This window comes from Acrocarpospora macrocephala (genome assembly GCF_009687865.1).
Classification (GTDB): domain Bacteria; phylum Actinomycetota; class Actinomycetes; order Streptosporangiales; family Streptosporangiaceae; genus Acrocarpospora; species Acrocarpospora macrocephala.
In genome coordinates this window covers 51,732-66,667 of sequence record NZ_BLAE01000063.1, presented here as the reverse complement: position 1 = coordinate 66,667, position 14,936 = coordinate 51,732, and the positions used below count along the sequence as shown (strand labels likewise).

The window sequence follows — 14,936 nt, the reverse complement described above, 5'->3', positions numbered from 1 at the left end:
TGGGCGGGTGGGAGAACCACGCCCGAGGTCTGGCGGGTGGCGGGCTAGCGTACTGAGTTGGCGAGTTGGCGGGCTTCGACGATGGTGGTGGGGCCTTCGAGGCGCATGCCGACCGGGCCGTGCTGCCAGATCAGGGTCGGTCCGGCCAGCCGGAGCTCTTGGGGCGGGCCCGTGGCCGGGGTGTACTGGAGGCCGTGCGGTTGCTGGATCCAGACGCCGATGACGCCGTCCACGGTCACCTCCTCCGGCCAGGGCGGGCCCAGCTCTTTGCGCCAGGTGCTCTGGAGGCGGCCGTCGTACTGGTCGAGGCGGATGCCGGGCCAGAACATCGACACCACCCGGCCGCCGTCGGCGATCCTGACGTCGGCTGGGTCGCCGAGGACGGTGGGGACGAGCAGGGGGAACCGTACCTGGGTGCGGGCTTCGGCCAGGGTGACGCGGCGTTCGCCGGGCAGCGGGGAGGGCGCGCCGGACGGGAGCGGGGCCGGTTCGCCGACGCGGATCTCGACTCCCGCGAAGCGGAGGATGGAGACGACGGCGGCGCGGCCCTGCGGGGTGGCCGCGATCAGCACCACGAGGAACGTGGCGACGACCGCCGCGATCTTCTGCCGCAAGCGGAATCGCCGGCGTCCCGACACAGCCGGGTCGGAAGCTCGCATTCCGCCATTCGGCGCGGACTTTCCGGAACCTCGCAAACGGAACCGCCGAAGAACTCCCCGATTCGGCGCGGTCGCCTCGGAAGCCTCGCGTTCCAGGGTCGCGCGGACGGCGCGGGCGACGTCGGCGGGTGGGCTCGGCTCGGGGACTGCCAGCGCGTCGCTCAGCGCGCGCAGTTCAGCCTCCAGCTCAGCGAATCCCGAAATGTCATCAGAATCGTTAGAGGAGTTCACGGCCCACCTCCTCTCGAAGTCGCCGCAGGCCACGGAAGGTCCGGGACTTCACCGAACCCACGGGGCAACCCAGCACCTCGGCGGTCTCGGCTTCCGACAACTGCAGGAAATACCGGCAAACCACCGCTTCACGTTCCCGATCAGGTAACCCTCGCACGGCGGCGAGCAACCGCGACGACCGGTCCGCCGCGACGACGACCTCTTCCGGATCCCCTTCCGCGGACCCACCCTCGGGCTCCTGACCGAGGCGAACGGCGAGCTCGGCCCGCCGCCCCCGCGAGCGCGTCAGGTTGTGCGTCTCGTTGGCGACGATCCGCAGCAGCCACGGCTTGAACGCCGAATCCCGCCGAAATCCCGACAAATGACGGTACGCCTTGACGAACGCCTCCTGGACCACGTCCTCGGCCTCGTGGCCCGCGCCGAGCAGGTGCGCGGTCCGATGCGCGACCGCGCTGTACCGGGCGACCAGCACCTCGTAGGCGCCCAGATCGCCGGACAACGCGCGGGCTATCGCCTCGTCGTCCTGCATGTGCGGGGGATCATCTTCCAGGGGGACGGGATCATTCGGGAGCGGGAAGATTCCACCGTACAACTCGCGAATTGGGAAGCCCGCCCAGCGCGAATCCGACCGCGCGTTCCGGCGACTGCTCGCCGGAACGGTATTCGCGCTCGAACTCCGCGTCCCCCAGCGCGACCCTGGCCTGGCGTTCGGTCTCCAGGCGGGGACCGCCGAAATCGGGCGAGCCGAACTGGCTCAGGCCGAAGCTGTCCCAGATACGCTGGCCCGCGCCGAGCAGCCGGGCCGCGCGCGGATGGTCACCCACAGCGCAGGCCGTCATCGCCAGCTGATCGACCGCGACCGCGCTGCTCACCAGGTCGCCGAACCGCCACACCGCCCGCAGCCCGGCACGCGCCAGCCGGTCGGCCGCCACCGGGTCGCCCCGGCCCAGCTCCACCCGGGACCTGATGTAATCGCCGCCGGACCTGGCCCAGACCTCCCCGGCGCTCTCACACTCGGCCCGCTGCTCGGCCATCAGGACGGCGGCCCGCTCGTGCTCGTCGCGCATCAGCAGGCACAGGCCGAGCACGGTCGCGGCCACCAGCTTGCCGACATGACGCCCGCCCGCCCGCTCGAAGTAGCCGATCGCCTGCTCCACCGTCACGCCGCCGCGTTCTGGATCCCCCTTGACGATGGTCAGCGCGCCCAGACCGAGGTGGGCGTAGCCGGCGCCGACCCAGTCCTGCTGCTCCAGGGCAGCCTCGCAGGCCTCGGCGGTGCGGTGCGCCACCAGATCCAGATCGCCTTGGGCGAACGACACCCAGGCCGCCGCCCACAGCGCCTTCGTCCTGGCCGGTCCCGGCTTGCCGTTGCGTTCCAGCGCCCGGTCCAGGTAGTAACGCCCCTCCCGGATCTCGCCGAGACAGAACCAGACGAACCAGAGCGCGCCGACCAGCTCCAGGCCGACCGCGCTGGCGATGCTGTGGTCCAGGGCCAGCCGCAGGTTGGGCAGCTCGCAGCGGACCCACAGCGCCCAGGTGAACTGGTTGGGGCCGAACCAGTCGGCGTCGGCCTCCCGGGCCAAGGTCAGGTAGTAGTCCCGGTGCCGCCGGAGCTGGAGTTCCTCCTCACCGAGCTCGCGCAGCCAGTCCCGGCCGTACTCGCGGATGGTGTCGAGCATGCGGTAGCGGTCGTCGTCGGCCCGCACGATGGACTTGTCGGCCAGCCGGGCCAGCACCCCCGGCACGTTGCCGAGCCGCTCGTCGGCGCACACCTGCCCGGCCGCCTCCACGTCGAAGGACCCGGCGAAGACCGACAGCCGGGCCCAGAGCAGCCGCTCGTCGGGCGTGCACAGCTCGTGGCTCCAGCCCACCGCCGACCGCAGCCCGTCATGCCGTCCGGTACGGCCCCCGCCGCCCAGCAGCGCGAACCGATCATCCAGCCGGTCGGCCATCTCCTCGGGGGAGAGCGCGCGCAGCCGCCGGGCGGCCAGTTCGAGCGCGAGCGGGATGCCTTCGAGGCGGGTGCAGAGCCGTACCACCGCGTCGGTGGGGGTGAACTGGGGAAGGACGGCGACGGCGCGGTCGCAGAACAGGCGCTGGGCGTCGGCGTCGGTGAGCGGTTCGACCCGGTAGACGCATTCGGACGGCAGGCTGAGCGGCTGGCGGCTGGTCGCCAGCACGCGCACGCCGGGGGCGCTGGCCAGGATGTGGGTGACCAGGTCCCGGGTGGCGTCGATGAGGTGCTCGCAGGTGTCCAGGACGAGCAGCAGGCGCTTGTCGGCCAGGTGTTCCGCCACCACCTCCGCCTGCGGGCGCACCGACTGCTCGCGCAGGCCGAGCGCGGCGGCGACCGCGTGCGCGAGCAGGTCGCCGTTCTGCTCGGCGGCGAGTTCGGCGAAGTAAACGTGCTCCGCTCCGGTGGCGGCGGCGCGGATGGCGAGCCTGGTCTTGCCGACCCCGCCAGGGCCGGTGAGCGTGACCAGTCGTGAATCGCCCATTAATCGGCTGACCTCAGCTAATTCGGTGTCGCGGCCGACAAAGGTGCTCGTCTCGGCGGGCAGATTCACGCCCGCAGCAAATCACGCTCAGGGCCGGTAATGGACCACACCTGTGGAGAAAACCACTCCTTGGGAAGATATTTCTAACGCATAGTCCAGACCGGCCTGGCGGCCTCTGGCCAGCGCGGCCTCGTACCCGGCGTCCCCCAGGGCACTTCTGGCCCGCGTCTCACCGGCGGCGTGTGAGGCGTGGAAATGCCGCGAGCCGAACAGCGGCGGGCCGACCGAACGCCACAGCCTGGCGGCCGCGCCCCGCAGCAGCGCCGCCCGCTCGTGCTCCTCCGCGTCGCCCAGCACCAGGGCCAGCAACTGCACGTCCAGCACGGTGCCGACCGGGTCGTTGAAGGCCCGGCTGAGCCGCAGCGACTCGCGGGCCAGCCGGTCCGCGGCGGCCAGCTCGCCGTTCGCCCAGTGCGCGTACGCCTGGACGTAGTGCGCGTACGACAGCACCCAGCTCTCGCCGTGGGCTTCGCATTCGGCCGTGACCTCCTGGCAGAGCTTGGCGCTGTCGTCGAACCGGCCAGCGAAGGCCAGGGACATGGCCAGCTCGACCTTGCCCAGCAGGACCTGGCTGTCCACGATGCCGAGCCAGGCGTACTGGTCCAGGGCGTCCTCCAGGAGCGGGACGGCGGCGGCGTGGTCGTCGGTGAACAGGGCGGCGCAGCCGAGCCGGTGCACGGCCCTGGCCCTGGTCCTGTTGTCGGCCCGGTTGTCGCCGCCCTCGCGGCACTCCTCCAGCAGGGCGACGGCGTGGTCGATGTCGCCGAGCAGCAGGGCCACGTAGCCGCCCGCCCACAGCGCCTTGGCCCGCTCGGGGGTCGGCGCGGAGTCGAGCGCCAGTCCCTGCTCCAGCCAGTGGCGGCCCTCGCCGAGGTAGCCGCAGCCGACCCAGAAGAACCAGAGGCTGGCGGCCAGGTCGAGACCGTCGCGGACCTCGCCGGGGACGCTCAGGCAGAACTCCAGCGCGCTGCGCAGGTTGCCGTGCTCGGCGCGGGTCCTGGCGAAGACCTCCTCCTGGCCGGGGCCGAACCACTCGGTCTCGCCCTGGCGGGCCAGCCGCAGGTAGTAGTTCTTGTGGCGGCGGCGGAGCCGGAAGGTCTCCTCCTCGCCGAGGCGGTGCAGCCACTCCTCGCCGTACTCCCGGACGGTGGCCAGCATGCGGTAGCGGGAACCCTCCTCGCGGACCAGAATCGAGCGTTCCACCAAGCCGCTGATCAGGTCCAGCACCTCGTGCGACGGGATGACGCGGTCGGCGCAGACCTCCTCGGCGGCGGACAGGTCGAAGCGGCCGGCGAAGACCGCGAGCCGGGCCCAGAGCAGGCGCTCGCCCGGGGAGCACAGCTCGTGGCTCCAGCCGATCACGGCCCGCAGGCCGTCCAGCAGGTGGAAGCGGTCGTCGAGGCCGCGGATGATCTCCGCCACCGACTGGTCGGCGAGGCAGACGGCGGCCAGTTCGATGGCGAGCGGGATGCCGTCGAGCCGCTCGCACAGCCCGCCGTCCTCGACCAGGGAGCGCTGGGCGCGCTCGTTGAGCAGGGCGATCGCCTCGGGTTTGGCCATCGGGCCGACCACGAACAGGTACTCCCCCGCCACGTCCAGCGCCTGCCGGCTGGTGACCATGATCCGCAGGTCGGGGGCGGCCTTGAGCAGGGTCTCGGCCAGCTGGGCGCAGCCGTCCACCAGCGAGTCGGCGCCGTCGAAGATCAGCAGCTGGCGGCGGTCGGCCAGGTAGGCGGCGAGCGACTCCTCCTGCAGCCGGGTCGTCTGGTCGGCGAGCGCGCCCGCCACCGTGTGGCTGAGCAGGTCGGGGTCACGGACCTTGGCGAGATCCACCAGGGTGACGCCGTCGGGGAAACTCGCCCGCACGGTCTCGGCCACCGCCAGAGCCAGCCGGGACTTCCCGATTCCGCCGACTCCGGTCAGCGTGACCAGGCGAGACAGGTCCAGCAGTCGCGTGATCACGGCGATTTCCGACCTGCGGCCGACGAAGCTGGCCAGTTCGGCGGGCATTCACGAATCGTAACCCTCGATGCCGGGACCGCGGGTTCTGAATCATCCGTACGGCTCGGGGCACTAGACTTTCCGCACCGCCCCCTGCCACGAACGAGGATTTCATGTCTGGGTATGACCGAGTAGTTCAGCCGGCGGCTGGAGACGAGGCCCTGGAGAACCACCTGGGCGGGGACGAAGCCCGGAATTACCGGCAATATGAGTTCGACATGGTCGCGCCGCATGTCGGGCGGTCGATGCTGGAGATCGGGTCCGGGCTGGGGCACTTCGCCGAGCAGTTCCTGCCCCGGCTGGATCGGCTGGTGGTGAGCGACTTCGATCCGTACTGCGTGGAGCAGCTGGAGAAGCGGTTCGTCGAGCGGGATGACATCGAGGTGCTGCAGTTCGGGCTGCCGACCGCGATTCCGCTGGAGAACAAGGTCGACACCGTGGTGCTGATGAACGTCCTGGAGCACATCGAGGAGGACGTGGCGGCGCTGCGCTCGCTGGCGGAGGTCACCCAGCCCGGGGGCAAGATCATTATTTGGGTGCCCGGATATATGCAGCTTTATGGGGACTTCGATAAGAAGGTTGGGCATGTCACGCGGTATACGCCGGCGACGCTAGGGCGGACCATCGCCGCGGCGGGGCTGGACGTGGACGTGCTGAAGCCGATCAACTTCCTCGGCGGCATCGCCTGGTGGCTGGCCGTGCGGCGGGGCGGGGTCGGGTATCCGAATCCCCGGCTGGTCAAGATCTATGACCGTACGGTGGTGCCGGCCACGCGCTTCATCGAGCGGTTCGTCCGGCCGCCGTTCGGGCAGACGGTGTTCTGCGTGGCCCGGGTTCCGTTCTAATCAGAAGGATCTGGACAGCCGCGGCTGTCTATGGGACGGGTTCCCACGGATTTCCCACCTTTCTCCGGTCGTCGGCCCAGTCTGCGGCGCTTTGCTGAGTTGCATGAGAACGAAGCTCGCGCTCGGCGCCGCCGCCACCGTCGCCACGGTGTTCCTGATCTCGGCCACCGCTGCCGCGGACCCCGCCGCCCCGGCCGCGCCCGCGGCCATCACCGGTGCCGCGTACATCCCGGCGGGGGCGTACACGATCGCCGACTCGCTGGTGACGGCGGACTCGACGCTGCGCGGGCCGCGCCTGCGCGGCAAGTTCAACCGGTGGGTGGTCGGCATCCACGGTTCCGCGACCGTACGGGAGAAGAAGAACACCTTCGTCACCTACACCTGGCAGCGGGGCGCGATCACCGCGAAGGGCGCCGGCACGCTCACCGTGAAGAGCCGTGACGGGGTGACCTGGACCTGGAACACGGCCACCGACACCCGGTTCCGCCGGGCCGGCGCGAAGGCCGACTTCACCAAGCTCATGGTGGGCGACTGGGTGTTCACCATCGGCGTCCCCGGGACCCCGAACCCGACGGCCACCGCGGTGTTCGTGCCGAAGAACAAGGCTGTGGTGAGCTAAATACGGACATACGGGGCTTCCGGCTAGTACGGAGGCCCCATACTTATCCCGTCATGAGTGAAACCAGAATCCTCGTCGTCGAGGACGAACCGAACATCCGCGACATCGTCGATGTCGCGCTGCGGTTTCACGGCTTCAGCGTGACCGCGGTGGCCACCGGGCGCGACGCGCTGCGCGAGTTCGCGGCCCGGCGGCCGGATCTCGTCGTGCTCGACGTGATGCTGCCCGATATCGATGGGTTCGAGGTGTGCCGCCGGATCCGGTTCGAAGGCGTGCAGACTCCGGTGATCTTCCTGACCGCGCGGGACGCCGTGTCGGACACCGTGCGCGGGCTGACTATGGGCGCCGATGACTACGTGACGAAACCCTTCTCGGTGGAGGCGCTGGTCGCCAGGATCCGGGCGGTGCTGCGCCGTACGAGCGTGCCGGACGCGGAGGAGCGGCCCAGCGGGGACGTGCTCCGGGTGGCCGACCTGGAGCTGGACGAGGCGCGCTGGGAGGTGCGGCGGGGTGGCGTCCGGGTGGATCTGTCCCCGACCGAGTTCCGGTTGCTGGCGTTCATGATGGAACATCCGGGGTTGGTGCTGACCAAACGGCAGCTGCTCGATCAGGTCTGGGGGTATGGGGGGTCCTCCCAGGTGCTGGAGACCTACATCTCCTACCTGCGCCGTAAGCTCGACCCGCTCGGGCCGCCGCTGATCCACACCCAGCGGGGTGTGGGGTACGCCCTGCGGCCGTAAATGTCGCTGCGCACCCGACTCCTGGCCGGACTGCTCGCCATCAGCGCCCTGCTGCTGGTGGTGCTGTCGGTGGTCAGCGCGGTCGTGTTGCGGGGGCACCTGTACAACCGGCTGGAGGGGCAGCTGCTGGCGGCCACCGCCACCGCCTCCCGCCGGGTGGAGGCCACCGACACGCTCACGCAGGCGCTGACCGGGTCCACCTTCGCGGTGGTCACCTTCAACCTCAACAACCAGCGGACCCGGCTGGTCAGCGGGGACGCGCCGCAGGCGGGGTCGGTGCCGGGCCTGGTGGAGCAGCTCGGGCAGGAGCGGCTCACCGCGCACGCTTCGGCGGGGCGTACTTTCGAGCTCGGCGGTGATCTGATGGCCGCGGCGGCGCGGACTCGGATCGGGGCCCGGCTGGTGATCGTCGCGGTCCCGCTGGACGGGGTCAACGATCCGGTTCGTGAGATCTTGCTCGCGGAACTCGTCACCGGTGGGTTGCTGATCGTGTTACTCGCCCTGGTCGGGCGGTTGCTCATCGTGACCGGGCTGGCGCCGCTGGGGCGGATGGCGCGGATGGCCGTGGGCATCGCGCGGGGTGGTGATCTGTCCGCCCGGATGCCGGAAGGCACCTCCGAGGTGGGCAAGCTGGGCAGTGCCATCAACCTCATGCTGGACCGGATCAGCGCTTCGTTCCGGGACCGGTGGGCCTCCGAGGATCGGGTCCGCCGTTTCGCCGCGGATGCCTCCCACGAGCTCAGGACCCCGCTCGCGGCCATCCGCGGCTACGCGGAGCTCCACCGTGCCGGGGCCATCCCCGAAGAGGAACTCCCGAAGGTGATGGGCCGCATCGAGGACGAAGCCACCCGGATGGGCAAGCTCGTCTCCGAGATGCTGGAACTGGCCCGCCTGGACCGCAGCGCCGCCCTCACCCTCTCCGAAACCGACTTGTCGGAAATAGCGCGAGAAGCTGCTGCGGATGCCACCGCGCTGGACCCCGACTCCCCCATCATCGTCGACGCGCCCCGCACGCTCGTGGCCGTCGTCGACGAGGCCCGCATCCGCCAGGTCGTCGTCAACCTCCTCGCCAACGTCCGCGCTCACACTCCCCCAGGTACGCCCGCCTTCGTCCGGATCTCCCGCACCGGCACCAAGTTCCTCCTCGAAATCGCCGACGACGGCCCCGGCATGTCCCCCGAACAGGCCGCCCGCGCCTTCGACCGCTTCCACCGAGGCGAAGAACGCCTCTCCGACGGCGCCGGCCTGGGCCTGTCCATCGTCAAGGCCATCACCGACGCTCACGGCGGCCGCTGCTGGATCACCTCAGCCCTCGGCTCCGGCACGATCGTCCACATCGAACTCCCGGCCTTGCACGTGGGCGAACTGGTGGGCTCGGAGTAGGCGCCCTCCGGCGATCGACCATGGAGAACCGCCCCGGATGCCCCGGGACGGTCTTCTCATTGGCTGCTAATCGGTCCCCCCTTTGGCGCCGGTACGGCGAGAAGTGTCTCGAACGTGATCGGCGCCGGATAACGGCGAGGAGCCGGGGATTAGAGGTCCATGCACCAGTACCACCGGCCGTCGATCTTGCAGGGGTACCACTCGTTGGGGCGGGCCTGGGCCGGGCCGGTGAGGACGGCGAAGGTGGTGATGGCCACGGCGGTGGTGGCGAGGGCGGCGGTGGCGCGCTTCAGAGTGCGCATTTCAGGCTCCTGTTCAGGTCGTTCTGCTGACAGGAGTTAGCTTGCAAGATCGCCCTTGGTCCGGACCTGGTGTCGGCTTGGTGATGAATGAGTGCCTCTTACGGCGAAAGGGGCACCCCTTGAGCGGGATGCCCCTTCGCGTTGAGCGGGTTCCAAGCGGTTGATCAGAGCGGTGGGTTACAGGCGTTCGATGATGGTGACGTTGGCCTGGCCGCCGCCCTCGCACATCGTCTGAAGCCCGTAGCGACCGCCGGTGCGCTCCAGCTCGTGCAGGAGCTTGGTCATCAGGATCGCGCCGGTGCCGCCGAGCGGGTGGCCGAGCGCGATCGCGCCGCCGTTCGGGTTCGTACGGGCCGGATCGGCGTCCAGCTCCTGAAGCCAGGCGAGCGGAACCGACGCGAACGCCTCGTTGATCTCGATGACGTCGATGTCGGAAATGCTCAGACCGGCCTTCTTCAGGGCCTTGTGCGTGGCCGGGATCGGCGCGGTGAGCATGTAGACAGGATCGTCTCCGATCAGGGCCAGCGTCACGATCCGCGCCCTGGGTGTCAGGCCGTGATCGCGTACGGCCTGCTCTGAGGCGATCAGGAGCGCGCCCGCGCCGTCGGAGATCTGGGACGAGGTGGCGGCGGTGATGCGACCGTCCTCCCGCAACGTCCGCAGTTCGGCCATCTTCTCCAGGGTCGTGTCAGGCCGCGGCCCTTCGTCGTCCTCGACCCCGTTGAGCGGCGCGATCTGCTCCCGGAAGTACCCGTTGGCGACCGCCTTCGCCGCCCGCTGGTGGCTCTCGTACGCGTAACGCTCCAGGTCCTCCCTGGACAGGTTCCACTTCTCGGCCATCAACTCCGCGCCGCGGAACTGCGAGATCTCCTGCTTGTCGTACCTTTCGACCCACTTTTCGCCGAACGGGAAGGGCATGCCCTTCTCCAGGGCGGCGGTGATGCTCGATCCCATCGGGACGATGGACATGGATTCGACGCCGGAGGCGACGACCAGGTCCTGGGTGCCGGACAGCACGCCCTGCGCGGCGAAGTGGATCGCCTGCTGGGAGGAGCCGCACTGGCGGTCGATGGTGACGCCCGCCACGGTCTCCGGGAGGCCGGCGCTCAGCCACGCGTTGCGGGCGATGTCCATCGATTGCGGTCCGAACTGCATGACGCAGCCCATGATGACGTCCTCGACGGCCGCCGGGTCGACGCCGGTGCGCTCGATGAGCGCGCTGAGCGTGTGCGCGGCCAGGTCGGTGGGGTGGACTGTGGACAGGCCGCCCTTCTTCTTACCGACCGGGGATCGCACCGCTCCCACGATGTACGCCTCTGCCACAGTGCCCTCCAACAAAGAAACCGAGCATTGTTCGGGTAACAGCGTAACCCAGAACGTTATTCCGTCGACGGGTCACCTGGTGATCGTGACCACGGTGCCGAGCGGGACCCGGCGCATCACGGGGAGCGCGGACTGGGGCACCCGGACGCAGCCATTGCTGACGCTGTGGCCGAACACGCCGCTGCCATGGGGCCAGCCGTGCAGGCCGATCGTGGCGGGGCCGCCGCCGAAGTGACTCATGGTGGGCGAATGCGTGCCCAAGGGAAGGACCGGCACGCCGTAGCCGTGGCCGGTGTCGACCGAGGCCATGACGAAGGTCCGCCCGACGGGGGTGGGCGTGTTCGGCGCACCGGTGGCGACGGGCCAGGTGCCGATCCGGCGTCCGCCTTTGTGGATCGACATTCGGTGTAGCCGCAGGGAAACGTAGATTTTGTAGTTGGTTTGGCCCCAATCCACGCCTGAACCGGTGTGGACCCAGCCGGTCGAACGATTAGGGCGGCTGGGGAGCAGTACGCGTACCCAATCGCCGTAAGAATCCACCACGGGCACCCATGTCGGATTTCCCAGCAAATGGGTGGGCAGGACCGCGACGGGCATGCCGCCTGGGCGGTTATATACGACTTTTTGCTTATTCGGATGGATTGTGCGGCCTTCTGTGCGGTCGAAGGTGTCCCGATCCAGCGGAACTCTCCGCAATGTCGCCCATGTCGTGGTGCGCGGCAATTGTCGCTTTAGTCCGGGCGAAAGCTGCCTCGGCATTATCGCCTGCGGGCGATCGTCGTAAGAGCGGCTGATTTCACGCGGGCGATCGTCGTAAGACCGGCTGAATTCACGCGAGCGATCGTCGTGAGACCGGCTGAGCTGATGCTGTCGCACTACTTGAGAGCGGCTGATCTCACGCTGCCGCTCATCGTGAGACCGGCTGATCTCACGCGGTGGCTCTTCATGAGACCGCCTCACATGCGATCGCCTGATCTCCTGCGCTCGCCCTTCATAGAACCGCCTGCCCGCATGCGACCGCCCGGCATGCGACCGCCTGACCTCACGTGATCGCTGTTGCTGCGATCGCCTGGCCTCACGTTGTCGCCGCTCTTGGGGTCGCTTGGCGTGCCGGGAATTCCGGTCATGAGGGCGCTTGACCTCACCTGGCGGGCTCGCGTGCGAAGCAGTCCTGTCGACGTGCTGCGCGTGGACAGTCCTGGCGTAAGCGGTCTCGGCGTAGGCGGTCGCGCCCATCGCCTCGACGACAGCAGGAACCGCGACGCAGAGCGCGCCGCCTGTGGCTATTGAGAGCAGAAAAGGTACTCGCATCGGACACCTCCGAAAGAAACCAACGAACGAACTATGGCACGCGAAGACCCGAAATTAGGGGAAGCGACACGAGCGTTCCAGTATCCAGCCCGGCCCCTACCATCCTGCCCCGGCCAACCAATCGCGCCACGCCGTACTAAATGGCAAAGAAACGGCTTGTGCGAAAATCAAGCGTCCTTTACGCATTAGTGTGTCTGGTTCTTTCGAGAATCGGGGAGATCGACAATTAGCAAGCGATTCGAGTAAGAAGATCACTTAGATACGAGATCGACAATCTCGCATCGTTTCTTCATAATAAGAAGGGATCGTCTAATGAAGAGCCAACTCAAGCTCGCAGTGGCGACCGGCTTCGCCGTCGTCCCGGCGATGGCGGCCATGTTCGCCATGGCCCCCAGCGCGCAGGCTGCGGCTGTCGCTATCGGCACCAAGGTCGTGAAGGTCCAGCCGGTTCAGCCGCAGCCGGTTCAGCCGGTCGAGGAGGAGGCCAACCTCCTGCCCTACGACCCGGACAACGACAACGACAATGACAACGACAACGACAACGAGGTCGAGAACCGGAACAAGAACCGGGACGACATCGACATCGACATCGACAACCGTCAGCGTCAGGACAACGACCAGCGCCAGTTCGTCGAGCAGCGCGTCAACGACCACCGCGAGCACCGCTTCTTCAACGAGCACCGCGGCCACCACCGCCTGTTCGGGCACCACCGCCTGTTCCACCACGAGTTCGGGCAGCACCGGCACTGGGCCCACCACCACGGTGAGCACCGTCACTGGGGCCACCACCGTCACCACCACCACGGCCACGGCCACTTCCACCACCGTCACCACCACCACGGCGTGATCCACCACCGTCACCACCACTGCGGCCGGTTCGCGGTTGCTGGTTGAAGGCGATAGCCGAGGTCTTGCCGGGGTGACCTAGCGAGAATAGGAAAAAACAGAAACGGATCCCTTCGTGCCTGGCACGGAGGGATCCGTCTGTTTGTCCCGTCTAATCAGACGCGCCGCGCGGGCAGCAGATCCTCCACCTCGAGAATCTGGAACCCCCAGGCGTCCACGACCGGCCCGTCCAGCGCGTTCCCCAGGGACAGGGCCACCTTCCCGGGTTCGAGCACGAGATCGTCCCCGTCCAGCTCGCCGTCCTCAAGGGCCCGCACCGCGATCCTGACCACTTCCGTCGCGTACGGCATCAGCCCCGCGACCACAGCCGGAAATCGGGTTTCATAGCTGGCGGTGACCTGAATGTCGGCACCGGTGTAGACGATGGTCTGCCCCGACTGAATCTGCACGAGCCCACTCTTGTCGGACTCGTCGCCATCCCCCGCTTCCGCAGCCTCGTCAGAGGGCCCTTCCTCCGCTGAATCATCCGCGGACGCGGTTTCGTCAGACGTGGACTCCCCAGACGCTTCGGGAGCGGGTTCGTCAGCCGTGGTGGCTGCGGGCGCGGCATCCTCGGGTGCCGGTTCCTCCGAAGCCGTCTTCTCGGCTGCGGTTTCGTCCGAAGCGTCCGCGCTTGCCGTGGCTTCGTCCGAGGACTCCTCAGCGGGCTCGGCCACCTCCGCTACCTCGGTGTCGGTTCCGGCCTCAGCATCGGCGTCGGTTTCGGCGGTGGGTTCTGGGAGGCGGAGCAGGCCACGGAGAAGGGTAGCGAGCTCCTCCTGGTCGGGCATTTCCGGCAAATAGACGGCGGCAAGGCGGGATTCGTCCTCGGCCGGGTCGTCCGCGGAGCCCTCACAGAGGGACCAGCCGCCATACCGGTAGGCGATTCCGGCCGCGAGGAACTTGTCGTAGTAGTCCATCGGCAGCGGCCGCTCGGCCACCACCCGGTAGGCCCAGAGCCGGTCCTCGTCCTGGATGCTCAGCTTGCGCAGCAGGTCGGCGGTGAGTTCCAGGGGTGCGTGGATCCGGGTTCCGGCCGCCAGCAGTTCCTCGCCGTCCTGCGCGGCGGTCGGGTCAGCGAGCTGAACGGCCTCCAGCAACGCGTCCGGCTTCACCTTCGCGGGCAGCAAAACCGTCGGACCCGTCCTCAGCCGCCCGGGCAACAGAAGATTCGATAGCAGGCCCACGAGTCCTCCTCCTCTTTTTGAGGAGCACGATAGTCGTATTTGATGGTCTTTGTGATCAGGAGTTGGCGAGCCGCGTGCTGGTCATCCTCGCGTACACGATGACGTTGTCCACATAGTGACCTGTGCTCCGGTTATACGTGCCGCCGCAGGTGATCAGGCGCAGTTCGGCGTCGTCGGCGTTGCCGTACACCCTATTGGTGGGGAAGGTTTCCTTGTTGGCCTGCTCGACGCCGCCGACGGTGAAGATCGCGATGGTGCCGTCGCCCCGGATGACCTCGATCGTGTCGCCGTACCGGAGTTCGTGCAGGCGGCTGAAGACAGCGCTGCGGGTTTGGGTGTCCTTGTGCCCCAGCATGATGGCGGGGCCCGCCTCGCCGGCTGTGGGTCCGCCCCGGTACCAGCCGACCAGATTGGGGTTGCTGATCGGCGGGGTCTCGATCGCGCCTCGTTTGTCCACGCCCACGGACTTGATCGGGGCGTTGATGCCCAGCTTGGCGATGATCAGCCGCTTGGGCGAGGAGGGTAACAGGGGTTCGGCGGCGGGCAGGGGCGGAGCCGGGGGCGGCGCCGTCGGATCCGCCTGCGTCAGCGGCTGCCCCGGACCGCCAGGCCCGACGCTCGGCGCCAGCGCGCCCGTCTGCGCCCGGAGCGTGGTCCGCTCGGGCGCCGCATACTCCTCCGGGGAGCCCAGCCAGAACATCAGCCCGGCCCCGACCGTGAGCATCCCGGCCAACGCCGCCAGAATCAGCACCGCCCGCACGACCTGAGTGCCGTTCAGCCGGGGACGTTCTTCCTGAACGTACGGCTGATAGACGGACTGCCCGTAGACCGGCTGCTGCTGGTAACCCGGATGTCCGGGTGGAAGGTGTCCCGGCGGCGTCGTCATACGCGT

At 68.6% G+C, this 14,936-nt stretch carries 14 protein-coding genes; 4 read left to right on the top strand and 10 right to left on the bottom strand.

The window, feature by feature from the left end:
* Positions 1 to 44: 44 nt before the first annotated feature.
* The 4 genes from Amac_RS41215 to Amac_RS41200 are packed head-to-tail and all read right to left on the bottom strand — an operon-like array spanning position 45 to position 5,458.
* Complete coding sequence (locus tag Amac_RS41215; RefSeq protein WP_155359867.1) at positions 45 to 890, bottom strand: hypothetical protein; 846 nt, start codon at positions 888 to 890, stop codon at positions 45 to 47.
* A complete protein-coding gene (locus Amac_RS41210; protein ID WP_155359866.1) occupies positions 877 to 1,419 on the bottom strand; it encodes an RNA polymerase sigma factor in 543 nt (180 codons plus the stop codon). Before Amac_RS41210 ends, Amac_RS41215 begins: the two co-directional genes overlap by 14 nt.
* 31 nt (positions 1,420 to 1,450) lie before the next feature.
* A complete protein-coding gene (locus Amac_RS41205; protein ID WP_155359865.1) occupies positions 1,451 to 3,457 on the bottom strand; it encodes an ATP-binding protein in 2,007 nt (668 codons plus the stop codon).
* Positions 3,458 to 3,475: 18 nt separating this feature from the next.
* Positions 3,476 to 5,458 carry an ATP-binding protein gene (locus Amac_RS41200; protein WP_155359864.1) on the bottom strand — a complete coding sequence of 661 codons (1,983 nt, stop codon included), beginning with the start codon at positions 5,456 to 5,458 and terminating at the stop codon, positions 3,476 to 3,478.
* Between the two features lie 104 nt (positions 5,459 to 5,562).
* Here Amac_RS41200 and Amac_RS41195 point away from each other — a divergent pair, with 104 nt between their 5' ends.
* The 4 genes from Amac_RS41195 to Amac_RS41180 all read left to right on the top strand — a co-directional run bounded on the left by Amac_RS41195 (position 5,563) and on the right by Amac_RS41180 (position 9,036).
* A complete protein-coding gene (locus tag Amac_RS41195) occupies positions 5,563 to 6,294 on the top strand; it encodes a class I SAM-dependent methyltransferase (RefSeq protein WP_155359863.1) in 732 nt (243 codons plus the stop codon).
* 103 nt (positions 6,295 to 6,397) lie between these two features.
* On the top strand, positions 6,398 to 6,913 hold the full coding sequence (locus Amac_RS41190) for a hypothetical protein (RefSeq protein WP_155359862.1): 516 nt from the start codon (positions 6,398 to 6,400) through the stop codon (positions 6,911 to 6,913).
* A 53-nt stretch (positions 6,914 to 6,966) separates the two neighbouring features.
* A complete protein-coding gene (locus Amac_RS41185) occupies positions 6,967 to 7,653 on the top strand; it encodes a response regulator transcription factor (protein WP_155359861.1) in 687 nt (228 codons plus the stop codon).
* Positions 7,654 to 9,036, top strand: coding sequence for a sensor histidine kinase (locus Amac_RS41180; protein ID WP_155359860.1), 1,383 nt, complete (start codon positions 7,654 to 7,656; stop codon positions 9,034 to 9,036).
* Between the two features lie 149 nt (positions 9,037 to 9,185).
* On the opposite strand, the gene Amac_RS41175 is transcribed toward Amac_RS41180, so the two are convergent.
* The 6 genes from Amac_RS41175 to Amac_RS41150 form a co-directional block, all read right to left on the bottom strand.
* Complete coding sequence (locus Amac_RS41175; protein WP_155359859.1) at positions 9,186 to 9,338, bottom strand: hypothetical protein; 153 nt, start codon at positions 9,336 to 9,338, stop codon at positions 9,186 to 9,188.
* Between the two features lie 177 nt (positions 9,339 to 9,515).
* On the bottom strand, positions 9,516 to 10,661 hold the full coding sequence (locus Amac_RS41170; RefSeq protein ID WP_155359858.1) for an acetyl-CoA C-acetyltransferase: 1,146 nt from the start codon (positions 10,659 to 10,661) through the stop codon (positions 9,516 to 9,518).
* Positions 10,662 to 10,733: 72 nt separating this feature from the next.
* Positions 10,734 to 11,258, bottom strand: coding sequence for a L,D-transpeptidase (locus Amac_RS57545; RefSeq protein ID WP_281356399.1), 525 nt, complete (start codon positions 11,256 to 11,258; stop codon positions 10,734 to 10,736).
* Between the two features lie 1,023 nt (positions 11,259 to 12,281).
* On the bottom strand, positions 12,282 to 12,824 hold the full coding sequence (locus Amac_RS41160) for a hypothetical protein (RefSeq protein WP_155359856.1): 543 nt from the start codon (positions 12,822 to 12,824) through the stop codon (positions 12,282 to 12,284).
* Between the two features lie 149 nt (positions 12,825 to 12,973).
* Complete coding sequence (locus Amac_RS41155; RefSeq protein WP_155359855.1) at positions 12,974 to 14,044, bottom strand: prolipoprotein diacylglyceryl transferase; 1,071 nt, start codon at positions 14,042 to 14,044, stop codon at positions 12,974 to 12,976.
* A gap of 55 nt (positions 14,045 to 14,099) precedes the next feature.
* Positions 14,100 to 14,930, bottom strand: a complete 831-nt coding sequence (locus Amac_RS41150) for a class F sortase (RefSeq protein ID WP_155359854.1) — start codon at positions 14,928 to 14,930, stop codon at positions 14,100 to 14,102.
* Positions 14,931 to 14,936 lie beyond the last annotated feature (6 nt).

What these genes read in the sequence shown, in the direction of transcription:
- Amac_RS41210 (WP_155359866.1), bottom strand. Translation starts at nt 1,419, where the DNA reads ATGCAGGACGACGAGGCGATAGCCCGCGCGTTGTCCGGCGATCTGGGC.
- Amac_RS41200 (WP_155359864.1), bottom strand. Translation starts at nt 5,458, where the DNA reads ATGCCCGCCGAACTGGCCAGCTTCGTCGGCCGCAGGTCGGAAATCGCC.
- Amac_RS41195 (WP_155359863.1), top strand. Translation starts at nt 5,563, where the DNA reads ATGTCTGGGTATGACCGAGTAGTTCAGCCGGCGGCTGGAGACGAGGCC.
- Amac_RS41190 (WP_155359862.1), top strand. Translation starts at nt 6,398, where the DNA reads ATGAGAACGAAGCTCGCGCTCGGCGCCGCCGCCACCGTCGCCACGGTG.
- Amac_RS41185 (WP_155359861.1), top strand. Translation starts at nt 6,967, where the DNA reads ATGAGTGAAACCAGAATCCTCGTCGTCGAGGACGAACCGAACATCCGC.
- Amac_RS41180 (WP_155359860.1), top strand. Translation starts at nt 7,654, where the DNA reads ATGTCGCTGCGCACCCGACTCCTGGCCGGACTGCTCGCCATCAGCGCC.
- Amac_RS41175 (WP_155359859.1), bottom strand. Translation starts at nt 9,338, where the DNA reads ATGCGCACTCTGAAGCGCGCCACCGCCGCCCTCGCCACCACCGCCGTG.
- Amac_RS57545 (WP_281356399.1), bottom strand. Translation starts at nt 11,258, where the DNA reads ATGCCCGTCGCGGTCCTGCCCACCCATTTGCTGGGAAATCCGACATGG.
- Amac_RS41150 (WP_155359854.1), bottom strand. Translation starts at nt 14,930, where the DNA reads ATGACGACGCCGCCGGGACACCTTCCACCCGGACATCCGGGTTACCAG.